Annotated in this window: 22 protein-coding genes and 2 pseudogenes; 2 read left to right on the top strand and 22 right to left on the bottom strand. The window is 58.7% G+C overall.

What is annotated here, in order from left to right:
- Positions 1-90 precede the first annotated feature (90 nt).
- The 19 genes from AB8B29_RS31795 to AB8B29_RS31705 all read right to left on the bottom strand — a co-directional run bounded on the left by AB8B29_RS31795 (position 91) and on the right by AB8B29_RS31705 (position 14,694).
- Positions 91-609: a DoxX family protein gene (locus AB8B29_RS31795; RefSeq protein ID WP_037198395.1), complete on the bottom strand. Its 519-nt coding sequence runs from the start codon at positions 607-609 to the stop codon at positions 91-93.
- Positions 609-1,406, bottom strand: coding sequence for an HvfC/BufC N-terminal domain-containing protein (locus AB8B29_RS31790; protein WP_037198394.1), 798 nt, complete (start codon positions 1,404-1,406; stop codon positions 609-611). The genes AB8B29_RS31795 and AB8B29_RS31790 overlap by 1 nt, the downstream gene beginning before the upstream one ends.
- Positions 1,396-2,319 carry an MNIO family bufferin maturase gene (bufB, locus tag AB8B29_RS31785; protein WP_037198393.1) on the bottom strand — a complete coding sequence of 308 codons (924 nt, stop codon included), beginning with the start codon at positions 2,317-2,319 and terminating at the stop codon, positions 1,396-1,398. The genes AB8B29_RS31790 and bufB overlap by 11 nt, the downstream gene beginning before the upstream one ends.
- Positions 2,320-2,363: 44 nt before the next feature.
- Complete coding sequence (locus AB8B29_RS31780) at positions 2,364-2,669, bottom strand: BufA1 family periplasmic bufferin-type metallophore (protein ID WP_037198392.1); 306 nt, start codon at positions 2,667-2,669, stop codon at positions 2,364-2,366.
- A gap of 371 nt (positions 2,670-3,040) precedes the next feature.
- Positions 3,041-3,652 carry a DsbA family protein gene (locus AB8B29_RS31775; RefSeq protein WP_037198391.1) on the bottom strand — a complete coding sequence of 204 codons (612 nt, stop codon included), beginning with the start codon at positions 3,650-3,652 and terminating at the stop codon, positions 3,041-3,043.
- A gap of 38 nt (positions 3,653-3,690) precedes the next feature.
- Positions 3,691-5,517 (bottom strand): protein-disulfide reductase DsbD, encoded by a 1,827-nt coding sequence (gene dsbD / locus AB8B29_RS31770; RefSeq protein WP_037198390.1) that lies wholly within the window; start codon positions 5,515-5,517, stop codon positions 3,691-3,693.
- Positions 5,508-5,729: a hypothetical protein gene (locus tag AB8B29_RS31765; RefSeq protein ID WP_141694148.1), complete on the bottom strand. Its 222-nt coding sequence runs from the start codon at positions 5,727-5,729 to the stop codon at positions 5,508-5,510. Before AB8B29_RS31765 ends, dsbD begins: the two co-directional genes overlap by 10 nt.
- Before the next feature lie 153 nt (positions 5,730-5,882).
- Positions 5,883-6,347 carry a YHS domain-containing (seleno)protein gene (locus tag AB8B29_RS31760; RefSeq protein ID WP_037198387.1) on the bottom strand — a complete coding sequence of 155 codons (465 nt, stop codon included), beginning with the start codon at positions 6,345-6,347 and terminating at the stop codon, positions 5,883-5,885.
- Between the two features lie 101 nt (positions 6,348-6,448).
- On the bottom strand, positions 6,449-7,072 hold the full coding sequence (locus AB8B29_RS31755) for a hypothetical protein (protein ID WP_245297619.1): 624 nt from the start codon (positions 7,070-7,072) through the stop codon (positions 6,449-6,451).
- A 58-nt stretch (positions 7,073-7,130) separates the two neighbouring features.
- Entirely contained in the window at positions 7,131-7,886 is a 756-nt protein-coding gene (locus AB8B29_RS31750; protein ID WP_245297618.1) for an alpha/beta hydrolase family esterase, read from the bottom strand.
- 654 nt (positions 7,887-8,540) lie between these two features.
- On the bottom strand, positions 8,541-8,747 hold the full coding sequence (locus tag AB8B29_RS31745; RefSeq protein ID WP_051963838.1) for a hypothetical protein: 207 nt from the start codon (positions 8,745-8,747) through the stop codon (positions 8,541-8,543).
- 270 nt (positions 8,748-9,017) lie between these two features.
- Positions 9,018-9,719, bottom strand: coding sequence for an SDR family NAD(P)-dependent oxidoreductase (locus tag AB8B29_RS31740; protein ID WP_037198382.1), 702 nt, complete (start codon positions 9,717-9,719; stop codon positions 9,018-9,020).
- A 184-nt stretch (positions 9,720-9,903) separates the two neighbouring features.
- Complete coding sequence (locus AB8B29_RS31735) at positions 9,904-10,800, bottom strand: haloalkane dehalogenase (protein ID WP_037198381.1); 897 nt, start codon at positions 10,798-10,800, stop codon at positions 9,904-9,906.
- A gap of 182 nt (positions 10,801-10,982) precedes the next feature.
- Positions 10,983-11,393, bottom strand: coding sequence for a zinc-binding dehydrogenase (locus tag AB8B29_RS31730; protein ID WP_197072810.1), 411 nt, complete (start codon positions 11,391-11,393; stop codon positions 10,983-10,985).
- A gap of 110 nt (positions 11,394-11,503) precedes the next feature.
- Positions 11,504-11,626 carry a hypothetical protein gene (locus tag AB8B29_RS31725; RefSeq protein WP_280951447.1) on the bottom strand — a complete coding sequence of 41 codons (123 nt, stop codon included), beginning with the start codon at positions 11,624-11,626 and terminating at the stop codon, positions 11,504-11,506.
- 5 nt (positions 11,627-11,631) lie between these two features.
- On the bottom strand, positions 11,632-11,895 hold the full coding sequence (locus AB8B29_RS31720) for an alcohol dehydrogenase catalytic domain-containing protein (protein WP_197072808.1): 264 nt from the start codon (positions 11,893-11,895) through the stop codon (positions 11,632-11,634).
- Positions 11,896-11,990: 95 nt separating this feature from the next.
- Positions 11,991-12,737, bottom strand: coding sequence for an SDR family oxidoreductase (locus tag AB8B29_RS31715; protein ID WP_037198380.1), 747 nt, complete (start codon positions 12,735-12,737; stop codon positions 11,991-11,993).
- Between the two features lie 82 nt (positions 12,738-12,819).
- Positions 12,820-13,569 carry an SDR family oxidoreductase gene (locus AB8B29_RS31710; protein WP_037198378.1) on the bottom strand — a complete coding sequence of 250 codons (750 nt, stop codon included), beginning with the start codon at positions 13,567-13,569 and terminating at the stop codon, positions 12,820-12,822.
- A gap of 150 nt (positions 13,570-13,719) precedes the next feature.
- Complete coding sequence (locus tag AB8B29_RS31705; protein WP_037198377.1) at positions 13,720-14,694, bottom strand: SDR family NAD(P)-dependent oxidoreductase; 975 nt, start codon at positions 14,692-14,694, stop codon at positions 13,720-13,722.
- Between the two features lie 125 nt (positions 14,695-14,819).
- Between AB8B29_RS31705 and AB8B29_RS31700 the strand changes: the two genes are divergently transcribed.
- Positions 14,820-15,452: a TetR/AcrR family transcriptional regulator gene (locus AB8B29_RS31700; protein WP_037198375.1), complete on the top strand. Its 633-nt coding sequence runs from the start codon at positions 14,820-14,822 to the stop codon at positions 15,450-15,452.
- A gap of 167 nt (positions 15,453-15,619) precedes the next feature.
- Here the strand turns inward: AB8B29_RS31700 and AB8B29_RS31695 are convergent.
- Positions 15,620-15,964 (bottom strand): annotated as a pseudogene (locus AB8B29_RS31695) (RidA family protein); the annotation flags it as partial.
- Positions 15,965-16,030: 66 nt separating this feature from the next.
- Positions 16,031-16,417: pseudogene (locus AB8B29_RS31690) on the bottom strand (RidA family protein); the annotation flags it as partial.
- 155 nt (positions 16,418-16,572) lie between these two features.
- On the opposite strand from AB8B29_RS31690, the gene AB8B29_RS31685 reads away from it, so the two are divergent.
- Positions 16,573-17,169, top strand: coding sequence for a TetR/AcrR family transcriptional regulator (locus AB8B29_RS31685; protein WP_037198461.1), 597 nt, complete (start codon positions 16,573-16,575; stop codon positions 17,167-17,169).
- A 132-nt stretch (positions 17,170-17,301) separates the two neighbouring features.
- Here the strand turns inward: AB8B29_RS31685 and AB8B29_RS31680 are convergent, their stop codons facing one another.
- A complete protein-coding gene (locus AB8B29_RS31680; RefSeq protein ID WP_439006987.1) occupies positions 17,302-18,459 on the bottom strand; it encodes an MFS transporter in 1,158 nt (385 codons plus the stop codon).
- Between the last annotated feature and the right edge of the window lie 45 nt (positions 18,460-18,504).

The following is an 18,504-nucleotide window of genomic DNA, read 5'->3' as shown; positions in this document are numbered from 1 at the left end:
ATTTGAATGGGCGGCGCCAGGTTGCCCGCGGCGACGCCCGTTGCTCCGATGCGGTGCAGCCGCTTGCATTACTTGTTATAGAAGGGACGATCATGCAGCGCTGCTCTTCCAGATCCTTGCCAGCAGATAGTCGACCGACACCTTGCCGGGGCCCCATGCCATAAGTGACAGCGCCATCGCAGCCCAGGTGATATGGATCGGCCACCCGTCCGGCACTGTCAATTCGACGATCAGCGTCATGAACAGAAGGCCCGTCGCGGCGAACCGGGTGGCAAGGCCAAGAACCAGAAGGATCGGAAACGTGATCTCCGCGCAGCCGGAAAGAAAAGCCATGGTCACCGGCGCTGGATAGGGATAAGGCCCGCCCGGCAGATGCAGCATGAACTCATCAGTAAAGAGGGTGACAGCCGTGTCGTTCAGTTGCAGGAAACCGTCCCATTTCAGAATGCCGGATTTCCAGAAAGGTACGGCAAGGGCGACGCGCATAACGGCTTGGACGAGCGTCGGCTGCGCGACTGCGCGCACGAGGGTCTGCGCCATCTCCACGAGTGTCACGATCGGCTGAAGCCTGTCTTTGATCGAAGGTTGTTGTGTGGTGGTCGATGTCATCATGCGTCTCCAGGAGTGATGGCCGAAAACACGCCGGCCTCGATCATGCCAGCGACACTGGCTGCGATGTTGAAGGATGGGTAGGCGTCGACAGCCCTGGCTGCGGCGACACCCAAAGGCTCGCCGGAAATAAGAAAGATCAGGAATTCCGCGCCGCCCGGCGGCAGGTGCCGCACGACCACCTCCATATCGGGCCGCGTGATCAGCGCATCTTCCGGGTCGATTGCCTCGATAGGACCGACGGGATCATCACCGCGGTTGGCGGCAAAGATCGTCAATGCCGGATAGTGCGAGCGAACGATTCTACTAGCCGGATGCGGCGTGAAAACCAGACCGGCGAGATGCTCAGGCGGCACGGACGCGAGAGCATCGGCAGCAAGCGGTTGAACGTCCGACGCATGGTAAGCGTCCAGCCAGGCACGCTCGACCCTCGCGACGTCAGCAAGCCAGGGCAAAGACTGGGCGTATTCATACTCTTCGATGAAAGCCGGAAAGTCGCGGCCATATTCGAAGAGCAGCGGCGACGTCGGCGGAGTGTCGCGTAAATGGAAGCGCGCCATGGCGCGGAAGAATTCGGCGCCGGTAAGGCGTTGCACCGCCGGGAAAATTCCGGCAAGCGCATCGATCAGGCTAACGGTGACGTTGTTGCGATAGACATTGTAGCGTTTGATCGCCCCCTTGCCGTTCGGGCCGATGACGCCCACGGGCGTCTCGGCATCCGGATTGGTCAGGGCCGGCGCAAAATCCGCCGCATAAGTGAGCGGTCTTGTATGCTCGGATGTGGGATCAAGCTGCATGGCTATGATCCGGTAACGCGATGGAAGCATAGTGATCCAGGATCGCCTGGGCGGCGCTCGCCTCGGCACGCAATATCGGCCAATCGGGTATGCTGCTGTCCCATTCGATAAGAGTCGGTATAGGGCCACGGCGACTAATGACGATCTGGTAGAGCTTCCAGACGGCGTCGGCGACAGGCCCGTCATGGCTGTCGATCAGCAGCAGGTCGCCCTCGTCGTCAGATTGCTCGGCGTGGCCGGCAAGGTGGATCTCGCCGACTGAGGCAAGCGGAAAATCGGAAAGATAGTCCAGCGCCGAAAAACCGTGATTTGTCGCGGAGACGAAGACGTTGTTGACATCGAGCAGAAGCCTGCAGCCGGTACGCCTGGCAATCGACCGGATAAAATCGGTCTCGCTCATCGCCGACTCGCTGAATGTGATATAGGTGGAAGGATTTTCGAGAAGGATCGGCCGGCCGATGGTTGTCTGCACTTCATCGATATGATCACAGACCCTTACCAGGCTGTCCTGCGTGTAAGGCAGGGGGAGCAGGTCGTTGAAGTAGGTTGTCTGATGTGTCGACCAGGCAAGATGCTCGGACACCAGCGCCGGCTCATAACGCTCAACCAGCGAGCGGAAGCGTTCCAGATGCGCCTTATCGAGCGGCTGAGGGCCTCCGATCGACATGCAGACGCCATGCAGCGACACAGGGTTGTCGCGGCGGATCTGTTCGAGGATCCGGTGCGGCGGGCCGCCGGCACCCATATAGTTTTCGGCATGGACTTCGAAGAAACCGCGCTGCGGGCCTTCGGCCGTAATCGCAGGTAGATGTTCGTGCTTGAAGCTTGTTCCCGCAAGCCCCGCAATAGAATGAGCCGGAAAGCGGAGAGTGTTTGCCGCAGACGCGGTCGTTGAAATCAGATCTGTGGTCATGGCGTCTCTCCGCCTCCCGATTGTCGTTGCTATCGCGCGTGGAGTTAGATTGCCTTCAGCGAGCCATGATGGCCGTTCGGCAATTTGATCGATGTGCAGGTGCCGCCCTGGACGAACTTCCAGGAATTGCCTTGGAAATCGACTGTCGAGGTCCCCTGGCAGCTCGTGCCCGGGCCAGCAGCGCAATCATTCTGACCCTTCAGCGCGACGCCGAAGCACTTTTCCTTGTGAGCGGCAACGGCGGCTGCGCCTTCGGCTTTGGTCAATGGGGCAGCGCTGACCATCGAAGCAAGGGCAGTGGTGACGGCGCCGGCGAGGACGAAGGAATTGATAGCAGTTTTAACGGACATTGCGTTCTCCATATCGGATAGACGCTCTTGTTGAGCGCATTAGGGGTTCGCAAACGCGTGGATGTTCGTTACTCACCAGTCAGTCACGTTTTCGTGATTTATGCAGACTGGTAACATCCAATTCTCCAGAAGATCTCTTCATGCGCATCATATCGAATAATGCGGTGAAATGGGTCACCAACGAACGACTTGCTGTGCCGGCTCGAGCATCGCGGGTAAAGCCAGCTCAAACCGCAACACGTGACCTGAGATGCGGCAGGATCACCCAATGCAGGCTTTCTGATCATGGACAGCAAAGCGGCCGGCGAGGCCGGTCCACGCATTTTTCTTCCGGGCTTCCAACTCAGTCAAGTTGAGCAGAGTATCAATTCCTATGCCGACCGGGCATGCTTGATAAGGTCACGAAGTTGATCTTGGCTGAGAACCCCAGAGTATGCCGTTTTGCCGATGACGAAGGATGGCGTGCCGGCGAAATTAAAGGCCTGAGCCTGATTGTAGTTGCGCGTCAGGAGATCGGAGATTTTCTTGTCGTTCTGACGCACTGCTGCTGCGATTTTGCTAAGGTCGAGCCCTGTGGACGTCAGCAGTCTTTTGACGTCGTCTTCACTCAGCGAGGCTGGCGTTGCCATTAGCACCTCCAGGGCCCTTTCATAGCCGCCGATTTCGTTCGCGCCGAGCACGGCTTGCGCGGCAAACACGGAAGCGTCGCCAAACACCGGCCAATCTTTCATGACAAGGCGGACATTCCCATCTTCAGCAACGACCGATTTCACATCGGGGTGGCTCTTTTTACAATAGGGGCATTGATAGTCGAAAAACTCGACCACCGTGACATCGCCGTTGGGATTGCCAAGTGTGGGTGCATCGGGATCGCGGAAGACGTCTTCCAATGTGAGCTGCTGAGCTGAACCCGCTCGTGGTGCCAAAACAGCTAGAATTGCGCTGCTTGCCCCGACCGAAAGAAGGCGCCTGCGATTGATCATTGTCATGGTTCCTGTCCTCGAAAGTTAATCGCCGTCGTTCAACTGCCATCTCTGGCTTCTGAAACTGCTTGGAGCACATCGGATGCCCCGAACTCACCGACCAGTCGACCATTCGCTGCTTCTTGCCGGTCGCCTCGGAAGAAGATCATTGTCGGCGGCCCGACGACGTCGAGCTCACGCATTAGCGCGCGCTGAGCGGGGTCGATATGGGTCAGATCAACCTTGAGCGTCCTCAAGGGGCTCAACGCCTGGGCAATTTCCGGCCTGGAAAAGACATTCCGGTCGATCAAGCGGCAGCTCACACACCAATCAGCCGTGAAATAAACAAGGCTCGGCTGGCCCGTTGCACCGGCAGATTCGAGTTGGCTGGCAAATTCTGCCTTCGAGCCGATGGACAACATCATTTTTGCCGGATCACCCTGCGCGACCACTCGGCCACCGCCAATACCTCCAAGTGGCCGCAATGGATCGGTCGCACCTGAAGCAAGTCCGACGATGAGCAAAACAGCATAGACCGCCGAGAGCAAGCCAAGAGCCTGTAGGCCCATGCGTGCCGGCGTCGCGCGCGCCTTTGTCACATCGAAGGCACCGAGAAAGATGGCCACAGCCATCGCCCATACGGCCCAAAGTGGCATCGACATCCATTCCGCCAGCAGGGGCTCCACCATCCAGATGCCAGAGGCGAGAAAGACGAAACCGAAGACATACTTGACCGAATTCATCCATGCCCCGGCGCGCGGTAGCGCATGAGCGCCGATCGTGCCAAAGACGACCAGGGGAATGCCCTTGCCGAGACCGAGCGCAAACAACAAGGCTGCGCCAAGAGCCGTGTCGCCGGTGCGCGCGACGTAAAGAAGCGCGCCGGCAAGCGGGGCCGTAACACAGGGACCAATGATGAAGGCTGACGAAAAACCGAGCGCTGCTGCCGATCCGACAGACCCGCTCGCTGTTTCCCCATGACGCCCGAATTTGGTTGTCAAAGCTGAAGGTAGCTGCAGTTCGAAAAGGCCAAACATTGAAAGCGCGAGTGACACAAATATCAACGCCACCACTGCGACCGTGAACGGCGATTGCAGGGCTATCTGCAGATTTCCCCCCGTCCACGCCGCGACCCCACCAAAGATGGCAAAAGCCCCAGCGAGCGCCACGGCATAACTTATCGACAGCAGAAAACCGCGCCGAGCATCAAGTCGTTCTCCTTGACGCGACAACATCGCGGCTACAATCGGATAGAGCGGGAAAACGCATGGCGTGAAAGCCAGCAGAATCCCAAAACCGAGAAACGCCGCAAGCAAGAGCGGAACGCCGCCGCGGGCAAGGAAGTGATCGACGATGTTGCCGCCATTTGTCTGTTGTCTGCTTGCATCCGCAGCAGTCCCACTGACTGTCTGATCGTCGTGGCCAGCTGCTGGTTCGGACCATTCGGATTGCTTGCCGGTTGGCGGCGAAAAGATCGGCTGTTCCGAAACCGCGAGTGTTGCCGTGTCGATCGTGCGTCGCGCAGGCGGATAACACAGTCCGTGTTCCTGGCACCCCTGATAGCTCAACGTGAAGGACCCGCCAACAGGGTCGAGCTCAGCATCGGCTTTTTCGAAGTAGACTTCCAACTTGCCGAAATTCTCGTCAACTTTCTCCACTCCGGCTGCCATAGCAAGGGGGATTGCTGAACCGTCCGCGGCCTTTGCCGAGATATATTGCCGATAGAGATAATATCCCGGCGGCATTGCCCAGTGCAGATGAATCGCCCCGCCCGGCATTTTGTCCAACGTCAGCCGAAAGGCATCGTTCATCGCAAGCGGTACGCCCGCGCCGATCGCGTTGCCGGCGGCAAATAGGAAAAGAAATACTATTGCGATCAACCGCATGATTTCCCCGCGTAAGGTTTAAGGCCGCCCCGTCCAATTGCCATCTTGGCGCGCTTTGCGTCCGGCTGACCGAGATTGGCCGCCATCATCTGCAGCAAGTCGCTCGCATCAACGGTTTCGGTATCCAGCAAGTCGGCGAGTGCCGCGATTACCCCACGGCGGCTCCAGCCGGCCGTCGCTGTCCAGTCAACCAGATCGTTAAGCTCCGTCACGACCGATCTCTGACAATCGCGATCGCGGCTGGGGTGACCTTGAGGAAAATGGGGTTCAAAAATCATGGCTCGGATGGTTGCCTCCGGTCGATTGATCAGGACGCTGCCTGCCCGCATGTCGGCGAGCAGGCAGTTCACCATGATGACGGACCGTCACGGAGCAGGCTGTTCTTTCACCGTATCCCAGTTGGCGTTTGCCTTTTTGATATAGCCGCCAATATCCGTCCTCCACGTCTGCATGACATGGTCGTTGTAGTTGAGGTAAAGCTTGTCATCGACGACGGTAAAAGCCTGCGGCTCGGTCGGGGCCTTGTGCCCCTCTGCCGTCCCATATGCGCAATAACCGCCAAACTGCGGTGCATAATGCTCGGGATTGCCCGCGAAGGCGTCGCGATGCGCTGCAGAGGCAAAGTAGAACGTTGTACCCTTGTAGTTGGTGGTAAATTTGTCGGAGCCTTTGACCGGCTTGTGGTCAGTGAAGTAGGCGACGGCGTCGTAGCCGTTTATGGCGACGCCGTTGGTCGCATATATTTCATCGGCCAGCGCGACCGAAGCTGTCGATATTGCGAGTGCCGTCGCCGCTGCCAATGGCAGGAAATGCCGTAATGTTAGGGTCATGGTCTTTCCTCTGGTTGAGACTGACATACCCTGTTCGGGCAGTTGCGAACGGTTGTTACATCCTCCAGCGTTCACGACTTCGTGTGCCGGCTGCTATCCGCTTACTGCGAGCACATTGCGAGCGCGATTGTCGCCTCCAACTCGCGGATCTTGCGATCTTTCTCCGCCGATTCCGTGATCATGCTTTGCATTCGAGCGTCGGTTGCGCGCGAGATCTCCCAAAACGCAACGGTAAAGAGCACCGGGAGAGTCGAGCCTCCACCAGTAGGGGACAGTTGATCCGGCTGCTGAACACCGTCTTCTGCCACCACGCGACCCCAAAGCTTCAGAGAGCATTCGCCACCTGCATCGCAACGAAGCACGGCCTCCATCGCGGTGCCGGAACGGCCGGCCGTATGGCGAAAGACCGCAGCATCCGCATGAAGCCGGAAGGTCGATGTATCAATGACATGTGGAAGCATCGCGATGCTCGGCACTGTGTCAAAAACAATTCCCGGCCGAATCTGCGAATAGTCGATCGCGAGTTCGCGGTGAACCTGGACCAGGTGAGCGATGCTTGGGGTGATCGCCTGACCCCAGACCGCAGCACCTTCCCCGAAGTGATGAACGATTGAATGCCCGATGCTCGGACAGACGACAGAATGCTGCATGACGACGTTCCTTTGTAACGGTTGGACCGAACTGGTCGGTCCAGGCAAACCAAGGCAAAACACCTTGCTATCCATGAGTTCGCAAAGCGCGGCGCGCTTGTTACAAGGACGTGCAAAATTCTTCGGGAGGAGATCAGCGAGGAAAACCGACAGCGGTCAGTCCGGCGTCGAGCATGTCGGCGCGAGCCTCATGGCCGCCATTGTGAATGCACATGACGCTCTCGCCCCGAATGCAGCTGGGAACATCTTGACATTGAATGCCGTCCAGAGTGACTTTCCTTGCATTCGTGACATCGCATTTGGCGCGCGTCCGCATGATCGCTATGCTCTCAAAAGCATTGCCCTGATGAAACTGCGTACCGATGGCGCGTCCGGCAAGCGGAAAGGTCCGGTCCGCGGTCCCATGAAAATGCACAATGGGCGGAATGGCCGTGACGCAATCAGCTGGTTTGGGCAGCGGATCCCAGAACACGCCCGAAAACGTCACCATCGCTTTTGCCTTGTCGCCTTGCTGGCAAGCGGTGTACCACGCCATCGACGCTCCGATGGAAAAACCGCCGATCACCGTCTTATCGGAACTAAAGCCGTAGCGACTATTCAGGTCTTGGAAGACGTCGGCGATGAAGGCCTTCTCATCGCGCCCCGAGCGGGCACTGTTTGGAAAGGACCAGCTGCCGTCGATACCGTCAACTGCGACATACGCAAGATGATGGGCAAGCGTCACGTCAACCAGCGGCCGCTGTCGCATCTGTAACTCGGCAGAGCTTTTGAACCCATGAAAAAAGACATAGACGCCGCGAAGGTCGCCATCCTTGGGCAGCTCGATCCGGTAGTCTCCTGTTCGAACCGAACAAACGACCTCGCCTCCACACACCGGAGCTGCGAACACACCCGACGTGACGGCGGCAAAGAAAATAAGAGCAGCGAATATACGCGAAGCCATGGGTGTCCTCTCCAGGATTGTTCCTTCAGTTTGCTAAACGCTCGGTGGCCGATGTGCAATTTCGAGAGCGATCACATTGCCGGGAGTGACCAGTCGTTCATTTAAGAGGGCGCGGGAAGCCGGCGGCTGCTTTCGCCATATGCAGTTCTTAACGGGATGAGGAACGCCAACCGGCTCTGCGGACAAAATCGGGCTGACCTTCTGGTGCGCTAGTTGCTCTAGAACGGGGAAGATCGCCGAAGGCTCGGGGCGCCATGTATAGTCGGCGTTTACCTCGGCGCAAGCGATCGTGCCGACCCGCGCTATGACATAACGAGCGGGCATGGCAGGATTCAGATATCCTCGCCGTTGAACTGCGTCAGGTTCGCACCGAGCGACTCGATATCTGAATGGGCTTCCAGCGCGCTCAGGTCGAAGTTGCAAAGCGGGGCGCCAAACGCTGCGATACAAGGTAACCACCAGCGGTCCATTTTGCAGGCAACACTATCTGGGTACTTGGGTCGGCGAGTAACGTAAGCCGCCTTTTGAGCTTGATGGTGACCGCCGATGGCCCTCCAGGGCAGCGGATGCGAACTAGCCGTTCGAATGTTCTGCGTCAGGTCACACCGGCAGCGCGAGGGCGATCATTCGGCGCAAGTCTTTGCGGCTGGCCCCGGATTGGGCTTCGACGGCCATGCCCCGCGCAATCACCAGGACCAAGCGAGCGAGGGAACCCGCGTCCATCCCGGCCGGAAGCTTCTCGTTAACGTCAGCTTCGGCGAATCGATTGCAAAACCGCTTCCACGTCTGCACGCGCAGTTCAGCCATCCATTCCCGCAGTGGATCACCGGCGGTACTCGGAAGTGAGCTGTTTAAGGCGAGGCAGCCTTTGTCGGCCGAGGCAAGGCGCCGCCGTTCGTGCGTTCGAGGAGAGTGGCATCGACCTCCAGCTAAAGATCTCGCATGCGGCGGCTCGGTGCTGGTTGCTGCAAATTCAATTTCTCGGCGGCTTGCCGCAAACTTCGAAATTGCCAAACGGCATTTGCCCGGTTCATGTTCTGAAGTCCAACAGTCACCGGGGCCCTCACTCAGCTTTGCCTAGAATCGCTCTGTCCACGGCCGAAGGTCGATTTCGTGCGACCAGGCGTTTCTCGGCTGCGCAAGGACGTCCATATAGGTCTGGGCGATTGCGTCGGGATCTAGCGTGCTGTCAGGCTCGCCGCCCGGGTCCGGTCGGGTCTTTGAGCGGACGCCTCCGTCGATGTTGAAGTGCGCGACATGTATGCCCTTGGGACCGAGCTCTCTTGCCGCACTCTGAGCGAGCCCGCGCAGACCGAACTTGCCCATTGCGAAAGCCGCCGATTGGGCGAAACCCTTCATGCCTGCACTCGCGCCGGTGAATAAGATCGCCCCATGCCCTTTTGGCTCCATTCGCTTGGCGGCCTGCTGGGCAGCCAAGAACGCGCCGAACGTGGTAATAGCAATTGCTTTCTCGACTGCGGTAGGATCGACGCTCGAGAGCGGCCCCGGAACGCGCGAGCTTGCGTTGTAAATCACAACATCGGGTTCCGCGACCTGGCGTTCCATGTCGAGGAATAGCTTCGCCATTTGCTCCGGCTGGGAGGCATCGACGGCGAAGACGGCGGCGGCAGTCTCCTCCGCGAGTGGTTTGAGCTTTTCGACATCGCGAGCGGCTAGACCGACCTGCAAACCGATCTTACGCAAGCGCCGCGCGAGTGAAGCGCTGATGCCCGGTCCAGCACCGATGATTAAGGCGCAGTGATACGGGAAATCTCTCATAACGTCCTCCTGGTTGTTTCGAATCAGTGGGCCGGGTTGGCGGATTATGGGCAGCTATTGATCCGGTACGATTTATGTTCGATTTTGCGGTTGGATCACTTCGCGAAGTCGACGATCAAATTTAAATCGTGCCGCATCAATAAGCAGATAGCGGACTTTGCTGAGCCTCCAGATCGGGCCAAGTTTAGGCGATGCCGCGCAGTCCGCGGACAAATGCGGCTACGCCCGGAGCGACGACCTCCGGAGACTCCTCAGGAATATAATGGGCGCCTTCCACCCGGATTTCTTCCTGATTGGAGAAGGTCCGGCAGAAGGCGACCTGGTTCGGACTGCTATCTACGACACCCGGAGTCGCATGGAAATAAAGCTTGGGCACAGGGCTGGTCGCCAACCATTGCGAATAGCTCTTGACCGCATCGACCACATCAGCGGGTTCACCCGCGATGGGGATCTGACGCGGCCAGCTCAAGGTCGGCCGACGATCCTCCCCCGGGTTCATGAAGGGTCTGCGATGTTCGGCTTTAACGGCATCGGAGAGGGGGCGAGCAACGCTTGCGAAGAGGACCTGCTCAGCGAAGAAATTCTCCTGCATGACCATCGCGTCGCCGGCGGGCGAACGCATCGCCTCGAACGCGGGGCGCAAGAGTTCGCTGAAGCCACGCCACTCGAACGGCGTCACGATCGATTCCATGTAGGCGACGCCCTGCACCCGATCGGCATGCTTGCTTGCATAGTTGAAGGCGAGCGCCGAACCCCAGTCGTGGACAACGAAAATCACGTTGTCACCGAGATCAAGCTGATCCCAAAGCGCGTGCATGAAGCTGCGCTGTTCGAAATAGTCGTATTCCCCGGGACCTGAATTCGGAAGGTTATCCGGGTCTCCCTGACCGACCAGATCGCACGCGATCAGCCGACCTAGCCCTCTGGAGGCCGGCATGATGTTGCGCCAGATATAGGACGAAGTCGGATTATCGTGCGAAAAGACGATAGCGTCGCCTTCTCCCTCGTCGATATACGCCACTCGTTGCCCATTGACGGTCATAAATTTCTTCTCGGCGAAGGGCACGTCACTCAGCTTCATCGTTAGGGTCTCACAATTCCTAGGCTTTTCAATTTCGTTCTGGTCGTTCGCTTCCCAGCGGGCTGCTTTGCGAAAAGACGTGCCCGTCGCGCCACTTGCTCCGCAGATTGCCGACCGCGTGGTGCCGCTCATCATGGCGGCCACCCGGCGAAAAGGCGCGCTGGCCGGCAGTCCAATCGGTATCAGGGAAGCAGGACAATCTTTCCAGCTCTGCCCTTTTGCATTAGTTCCTGTGCAGCCGCCGCCTCGCGAAGAGGTAAGCGTTGGCTAGTCGGCAAAATGAATTTCCCGTCGCGAATGTCATCTGCAAATTCGCGAATCTTGGTTGGATCTGGGCGTACAAAGACCCGGCTTGTCTTAACCGTCGGATTTCTGGCTGAGGCATCATCGGACAATATGGACGCGTAAGCAAACCGGCCGCCGGCGCGAACCTTTCCAATAAGCTTCGCAGCGATCTCGCCGCCGATTGTGTCGGCGGCTCCGTCCAGTGCATCAAACCCAGCGATCGCAGTCTCATCGCCCAAGGCGACGGCTTGGAAGACGCCCAAGCTTTCAACTTCAGCAAGCTGACGTGACCGAACGCCCGCGATCACTTCGCGCCAAGCTTCTTCGCTGTGTGCACAGCCGCGCGGCCCACGCTACCGAGGGCACCGCTGATCAGAATTGTCTGACCTGCTGCTGCGTGCGTTGAAAGGCGGACGAGTTAATCGCCGGTAAGCGAGACGCACGGGATGGCTGCAGCTTCAATCGGATCAATGCCATCGGGAAGATGGGTAACCAGCGCAGCTGGCATCGCCACATACTGAGCGTAGGTGGCATCGGCCATGGCGATCACCCGGTCGGCGGCTTGAAATTATGGACCTCGCTACCGACCGCTCGCACCACACCGCTTACGTCCTTACCAAGGATAGCCGGCAGATTCAGCGGAAAGTCCTTCTGACGGACGCCTGACCTAACCTTCCAATCGATTGGATTGACACTTGTGCCAACGAGCTCGATCAGCACCATCTCCGGGCCCATCGTTGGATCAGGTGCATCGAGTTCATACTTGAGAGTTTCAGGACCGCCATACTCGTATATCCGCACCGCTTTCATGATCTGTCCTTGAATCGCCACTGAACGGCCTACGGGTTCGTATTTGCGCTAAGGTTCGCCCACACGCGAGTCTACTCATATGGCGGCACGGGGCGTCAGAGTTGCGTCAGACCCCCGTCCACCGGTAATTCGGCGCCGGTCGTGAAAGTCGCGTCGAACCCGAGGAAAAGAACGGCCTTGGCGACTTCTTCCGATGTCCCCAAGCGCTTCATCGGATTGGCTTCGCTCATCTGCCCGGTGAGTTGGGCGGCCATGCCTTTATCGGGAAACGCTTTGCCCCAGCTCGGCGTATCGGTGGGTCCGGGCGACACCGCGTTGACGCGAATCCCCCGAGGAAGAAGTTCAGCGGCGAATCCCCGAGCAAGGGATCGCAGCGCAGCCTTGGTCGCTCCCGCTGCGGCGAGCATCGGCATTCCCTTGACGTTGGAGACCGCGGTCGTGAAGACGACAGCGCCGCCCTGGTTCATTAGCGGCGCGAGCTTCTTCATAGCGAAGAACGGCCCCTTCACGTTCACCGCGAACACCTCGTCGTACATGGCCTCCGTTGTGCTCTCGATGGGCGCGAAGAGGCCGAACCCGGCGTTGACGAAAAGCAGATCGAAGGTGTCGAATTCGGCCTTCACCCGAGAGGCGAGAGCGTCGATGTCCGTCAGCGACCGGGCATCGCTCGAAACCGCGACACCACCCTTCCCCAGCTCTTTCTGCGCCGATTCCAAGCCGGCTTGCGAGCGACCCGTCACCAGAACGTGGGCGCCCCCATCGACGAGCATCTTCGCAGTCGCGAGCCCTATGCCGCTCGTGCCGCCGATGACTACAACGTTTTTACCTGAATATCGATCCATATGCGGTCTCCTCGCTAGGTCCGGCCTTACGAGGTCCGGGTCGTTTTACTGATTGCGAACTGATCCTGGACGCTAAGGCCGCTCAAAGTTGCGACCATCCTCCGTCGACTGGAAGTTCTGCTCCCGTCGTAAAGGTCGCATCAATCGCCAGGAATGCCACTGCCTTGGCAATTTCTTCCGGCCGGCCGAGACGCTTCATCGGCGCGCTTTCCGCCATCTGAAGGTAGACCTGATCTGCCGCTTCCTTCGGCATTCCTACCTTTTGGAGGATGTCCGTGGATCCAATTGGACCGGGGGTCACCGCATTCACACGTATTCCACGGGGCAACAACTCTGCAGCAATACTCCGGGTCATTGCGCGAAGCGCTGCCTTGGCGGCGCCATAGGCGCTCAAGGTTGGCACTGCCTTTACGTTTGCGATCGAAGTCGTAAATACCACCGAACTGCCTGTCGGCATGAGCGGCGCCAGCTTCTGGACGATGAAATACGGTCCTTTGGCGTTCAGATTGAGCATCTCGTCGTAAACTGCCTCAGTCACCGCCTCAAATGGCATGAAATGACCGTATCCCGCGTTGACGAACAGCACATCAAGCTTGCCGAACGTCTCCTTAACCTTCTCCGCTAAGGCATCCATATCGGGGAGAGAGGTCGCGTCGCTGGGAACAACGATAGCGTAATCGCCAAGTTCGGCCTGGGCCGTCTTGATTGTTTCCGGATTGCGACCGGTCACGATCACACGCGCACCTTCTTCGATGAATAATTTGGCAGTCGCCAAGCCCAAGCCGGTGGTTCCGCCTGTGATAAGTGCTGTTTTTCCGTTGAGCCGATTCATACGGATTCTCCTGGTGAGATTTGATATTTTCGAACTATTTAGTACGATATTTTGTGCGGTGGATGCGGTCAAGCTATTTTTGAACTATATAATTTCAAAATAGCATGCGGATGCTCATCACTGCACCCTGTTTGCCAGGACCGGTTTCCTTCAGAAAACCACACCCAAGGATGCAGGGTCAGACCAAACGACACCTGAGACCTCACCGATAGCCTGCCAAGCGGCGTCCTGGTTTTCGCGATCGTGAAAGTGTGGCTGGCGCATCGCCTCCATTGGGCCAGTGACCTTCTTGGGCGCGGAGGCAAAGAATTGCCCCGAGACGTCGGCTCCGAACGCCAATGCCTGGAGATAGCGACGAACCGCAATCTCCGGCGTCTGAGACATGCCGGGTATGAGCTTCATCAGCGGAACCATCAGCCACTTCAAAGCGAGGCCGGCGTTTCGCAGCCCCATGGTGTCGGGCGTGCTACCAGGCGAGACAGCGTATACGGCCATGCCCGGGGGGAGCCGGCGCGCCAGCACCGCGGCCCACCAGGCGACGATGAGCTTCGCGTCGGAGTGCGCTCGGTTGGGCTCGTACTTCACGTTCGGTCCGCTGCACAGCAAGGCCTTCACCGCGGCGGTTCGGTCACCCTGATGGTGTTTGGCCGCAAGAGCCGCCACGTCGGTGTAGCCGAACATGGGGATGTCCCCACGGGCGGCTTCCGAGCCGGCAATAATGATCCGCGCGTCGGAGCTCAGCAGTTTGGCATGGAGCAACCCGGCCGTCAGTTGATGGTGGCCGATGAGAGGGGCCTGGGTCGTCTCGACGCCCGTCGCAGTGAGCATGCGCTTCCTACCGCCGATCCAACCTGCATTGAGCAGTAGGAAATTGACCAGCCGACCTCGCTTGACGATCTGGGCGAGCGCGGACTGAACGCTGGACGGTGTGTCCAGATCCAGCTCCAGCGGCGTGAAGATCTGTGATTTGGTCTCAGCCGCGAGCCGAGTGGCCGTTTCCTGGGCCCGAGCCAGACTGCGTCCGGTGAGGATGATCTCGCCCCAGCCCTCTTCGGCGAGAGCACGGGCCGCCGCATAACCGAGCCCGGAGGTGGCGCCGGTGACGAGAGCGATCGAATGTTGCATGGATGGCTCCGTGGTAAAGGGAAAAGTCGAAGGAGCCCCGCGGGATAGGCACTCCCTTGTCATTTTTGAACGTTTTAGTTATATTATGTTGGTATGAAGACTGTGGTCAAGGAGTTTTGAACTAAATGTTTCAGAATGCGGTGAAGCCCCGCGGACGTCCACGTAGCTTCGATGAGAGGGGGGCGCTGGAAAAGGCGACTAAGGTGTTCCGGTCGAAAGGCTACGACGGAGTAACGATCGACGATCTTGTCGAAGGCATGGGGGTGGGACGGCCAAGTCTATATTCGATCTTCGGGGACAAGCGGACGTTATTCTTGCGCGCCCTGCGGGCGTACGCAGAGACAAAGGGCGCTGGCGCCGCAAAGGCGCTCTTCTCGCCGCCGGTTCTTCGCGACTCGATCGCCGGCTTCCTGAGGAACGCCGTTGAAACTGCAACGGAGGAAGGATCTGCCCCGGGGTGTCTTCTCATTTGTGTTGCGCCGCTCGTGAACGATACCGAGGTCCGGCAGTTCGTGCAGGACGCCGTAGCCGCCGCCGCGGCGCTGGTGGAGCGCCGTTTCTGCGACGCGATCAATGCGGGAGAAGTCCGGTCTGACTTTCCGGTAGCCGCGCGTGCGTCCCAGGTTCTTGACCTTGGCCGCGGCCTGACGATGCGTGCGCAGATGGGCACGTCGCGCAGGGAGCTGCTCAAAGACGCAGAGGAAGCGGCCGACTTGGTGCTCTTGCCACGGGGAGGGAATGCGGCGCCAGGCCATTGATGCCGAATTGTGAAGGCTGGAGCAAGCCACTTTCGGCGAGGCTGCGGCTCGACTTGTTCGACCAACCCCACACCCGGAGCGGGAAACCGGCAACGGTCGCCGACGATCGCAGCTGCAAGCTGCCGACACGCGCAGAAGCTCGATGGCCGCGACCGGTGTTTCTCTGTTCAAGGGACGCGCACGACCATTTCAATCTCGACCTTGATTTCCGGCCTGTAGAGTGCCTGGACGCCAATCGTCGTGATGCTGGGCATCTCGTCGCCGACCAGTTCACGTAGTGGAGTGACGGCCTGCCCGAACGCTTCGCTGGTCGCATTCACAACATAAACGCGCAACATGACAATGTCTTGCGCGGTCGCGTCCAGGTCCTTGAGGGCGGCGGCGAGGTTGGCAGTCGCAAGCCTCGCTTGGCCAGCGAGGTCGTCGGGTACTTGGTCACTGGCAAGTGTCGCTGCGACCTGGCCGGATAGGAAAGCGAGGCGGCCTGGTTCCGCGATGCTGATATGCGAGAACCCGTGCGAGGCCATGTTCCACATCGTCGAAGGGTTGCGGCGGCTCACTGACGCTGATGCCTGACACGGAATGCGTGCGATCACCTTGATTTCGAAGTCGAAGCCCGCAAGTCGGCTGACTCCAATAGAGGTCCAGTTCGGATACGGGGCTTGCGGGAACTTTTCGTCTCTCACCGGTATGACCACGCTCATTTGCTTTTCCGGATCCGTATGAAACGTCGTCAGGTCAACTATGTCGGCTAATGTGCATCCTGCTGCCGCGAGGGTGGCTTCCAGATTGGCGAAGGCTCGGCGAACCTGAGCTTCGAAATCGGGTTCGGGCGAACCATCGGGGCGGCTGCCGACCTGACCCGACACGAACAATAGGTCGCCCGATCGGACTGCGGGAGAATATCTGTACTTTTCGTATAGGGCATCCGGGTTGGTGGGAAACACTGTTTCGCTCTGGGCCATAGCATCGTCCTTTCATGTAGAGGCGAGCGCATCCCACAAGCTTTGCTGGACATTCCAGCTCAGCCGGCATAGCAACATACGCTACGTATGTGAAAGCACAGATTGAACTGAGCGTCAAGTTGATATACGAAACGTATGCGAAATGGGAGGTTATTCTGGCGGTTAAACGTCGCACCGAGACAACGAAGGAAAACCGCGCCAAGTTGATCGGCGCGGCGCGAAAAGCGTTTGCAGCCTTGGGTTTTGCTGAAGCATCGATGGACGAACTCACTGCACAAGTTGGCCTTACCCGTGGCGCCCTCTACCATGGCTTTGGCGACAAGAAAGGACTGCTGGCTGCTGTCGTTGCCCAAGTCGATGGCGAGATGGCCGTGCGCGCGCAAGAGATGGCGGCAGCAGCAGCAACCCCGTGGGAAAGGCTGCTGGCTGAAGGCGATGCATATATCGAGATGGCGTTGGACCCGGAAGTCCGACGAATCGTATTGTTGGACGGGCCTGCCTTTCTGGGCGACCCCTCAAGGTGGCCCAGCCAGAATGCCTGCTTGAACATCACAAAGCAGGCGGTCGCCGATTTGATCGCCGGAGGTGTGATGAAGCCAGTCGATATCGAGGCCGCGTCACGTCTTTTAAGCGGCGCGGCTTTCAATGCCGCCCTATGGGTTGCCGCCAGCGACGAGCCGCAGATCGTCTTGCCCAAGGCTATCGAGGCGTTCCGGCTAATGGCCGAAGGGTTTCTGGTAGATCGAGAGTGACCTTGGTTTACGAATTCATCGTCAAACCCGTTTTCGACTTCTGGAATCATAAGCAATCTTCTGGCAACTGGCGATCTTCAGCGTTTCGGCCATCGCCGGGCGCATGCGAAATCGCCTGTTATGTTGACACGGTCACGTGCTCCGAGCGTCCCCGAGCAGAAGAAACCCGAGAGCAAACAGTTCAAAGATTGCACCCACCATGCCAATCATCGCCAACGAGGTCCATTGGACCGTCGCCGCCCCCATTACCGCGCCGATTGCCGCTCCTAAATAAACGGCCGAGGAGTGCAGCGACAACGTCACCGGCGCCAGGTGGGGATCGATCACTAGAAGTCTGACCTGTTGCACCGCCGGCAGCGACCAACCGAAAAGCGCCCAGATCGTGATAGCGCCCACGACGCCCGAGAATGCCCAAACTGCAGGAGCGAAGGCGGCAAGCAAGGATAGCGTCGCAAACGATAAGACCATCATCCCTGTCGCCAAGATTAGAAATTGACGCTTGTCCCAACGGTCGGCAACATGTCCGCCAATGTTATTGCCGATCGCTGCTGCGACTCCGATGACAAAAAGCGTGAACGCCACGCCCTGCGGCGATATCCTGAACACGGTTTCAAGGTAGGCGCCGAAATAGGTGTTGACCGTAAACGCACCGATCAGGACGAGGACCGTCAACAGCAGCACCGACAGAACTTCGGGCCGCCGGGCGACGGCCAGTCTCCGGCTGAGGCTGATGGCCGGAGGGCTGGGCGAGCGCGGCAACCTGGCGATGGTGCCGACCAAAGCGACCGCCCCAAGAGCGGCCACGCCGATGAACGTCGCACGCCAGTCGAACCGAGCCGCGATCAAGGTCCCCATGGGGACTCCCAGCACAAGCGCAATGGTCATGCCGCTATAGATAAAGGATAGCGCGCGGCCCCGCCGATCCGGCGCGATCGTCATAGACGCGTAACCGGCCGAGGCTGGCATGAATGTTCCCGCGGAAACCGCAAGCAGGACGCGAGCAATGGCAAGCGCAGTATAACCGGGAGCAAGTGCGGCCGCCAAGTTGGACAAAGTAAACACCGTCATAGCGCCGATCAGAAGCGCTTTTCGCGGAACGTTGGCGGTCGCAACCGCAATCAGTGGCGATCCGACCGCATAGGCAAATGCGAAAATCGTAACCAATTGCCCGGCCGCGGCAATCGACACGCCCAGATCGAGCGCCATCCCTGGAAGAATACCCGAGATCATAAAGCCTTCGGTGCCGATCGCGAATGCTCCAAGCGCCAACCATATCAAATTGCGGTACATGACAAGATTATTCCAATGTTCAAGGACTATTGAACATATGCGCCT

Source organism: Rhizobium sp. 11_C7_N12_5, assembly GCF_051811145.1.
In the GTDB taxonomy this organism is placed as follows: domain Bacteria; phylum Pseudomonadota; class Alphaproteobacteria; order Rhizobiales; family Rhizobiaceae; genus Rhizobium; species Rhizobium lusitanum.
Note: the sequence above shows the minus strand (reverse complement) of the source record. Positions and strands in the feature narration are given on the sequence as shown.

Coding starts and splice junctions, on each gene's coding strand:
- AB8B29_RS31795 (WP_037198395.1), bottom strand. CDS start 609: ATGACATCGACCACCACACAACAACCTTCGATCAAAGACAGGCTTCAG.
- AB8B29_RS31790 (WP_037198394.1), bottom strand. CDS start 1,406: ATGCAGCTTGATCCCACATCCGAGCATACAAGACCGCTCACTTATGCG.
- bufB (WP_037198393.1), bottom strand. CDS start 2,319: ATGACCACAGATCTGATTTCAACGACCGCGTCTGCGGCAAACACTCTC.
- AB8B29_RS31780 (WP_037198392.1), bottom strand. CDS start 2,669: ATGTCCGTTAAAACTGCTATCAATTCCTTCGTCCTCGCCGGCGCCGTC.
- AB8B29_RS31775 (WP_037198391.1), bottom strand. CDS start 3,652: ATGATCAATCGCAGGCGCCTTCTTTCGGTCGGGGCAAGCAGCGCAATT.
- dsbD (WP_037198390.1), bottom strand. CDS start 5,517: ATGCGGTTGATCGCAATAGTATTTCTTTTCCTATTTGCCGCCGGCAAC.
- AB8B29_RS31760 (WP_037198387.1), bottom strand. CDS start 6,347: ATGACCCTAACATTACGGCATTTCCTGCCATTGGCAGCGGCGACGGCA.
- AB8B29_RS31755 (WP_245297619.1), bottom strand. CDS start 7,072: ATGGATAGCAAGGTGTTTTGCCTTGGTTTGCCTGGACCGACCAGTTCG.
- AB8B29_RS31745 (WP_051963838.1), bottom strand. CDS start 8,747: ATGGCTGAACTGCGCGTGCAGACGTGGAAGCGGTTTTGCAATCGATTC.
- AB8B29_RS31740 (WP_037198382.1), bottom strand. CDS start 9,719: ATGAGAGATTTCCCGTATCACTGCGCCTTAATCATCGGTGCTGGACCG.
- AB8B29_RS31735 (WP_037198381.1), bottom strand. CDS start 10,800: ATGAAGCTGAGTGACGTGCCCTTCGCCGAGAAGAAATTTATGACCGTC.
- AB8B29_RS31725 (WP_280951447.1), bottom strand. CDS start 11,626: ATGGCCGATGCCACCTACGCTCAGTATGTGGCGATGCCAGCTGCGCTG.
- AB8B29_RS31720 (WP_197072808.1), bottom strand. CDS start 11,895: ATGAAAGCGGTGCGGATATACGAGTATGGCGGTCCTGAAACTCTCAAG.
- AB8B29_RS31715 (WP_037198380.1), bottom strand. CDS start 12,737: ATGGATCGATATTCAGGTAAAAACGTTGTAGTCATCGGCGGCACGAGC.
- AB8B29_RS31710 (WP_037198378.1), bottom strand. CDS start 13,569: ATGAATCGGCTCAACGGAAAAACAGCACTTATCACAGGCGGAACCACC.
- AB8B29_RS31705 (WP_037198377.1), bottom strand. CDS start 14,694: ATGCAACATTCGATCGCTCTCGTCACCGGCGCCACCTCCGGGCTCGGT.
- AB8B29_RS31700 (WP_037198375.1), top strand. CDS start 14,820: ATGTTTCAGAATGCGGTGAAGCCCCGCGGACGTCCACGTAGCTTCGAT.
- AB8B29_RS31680 (WP_439006987.1), bottom strand. CDS start 18,459: ATGTACCGCAATTTGATATGGTTGGCGCTTGGAGCATTCGCGATCGGC.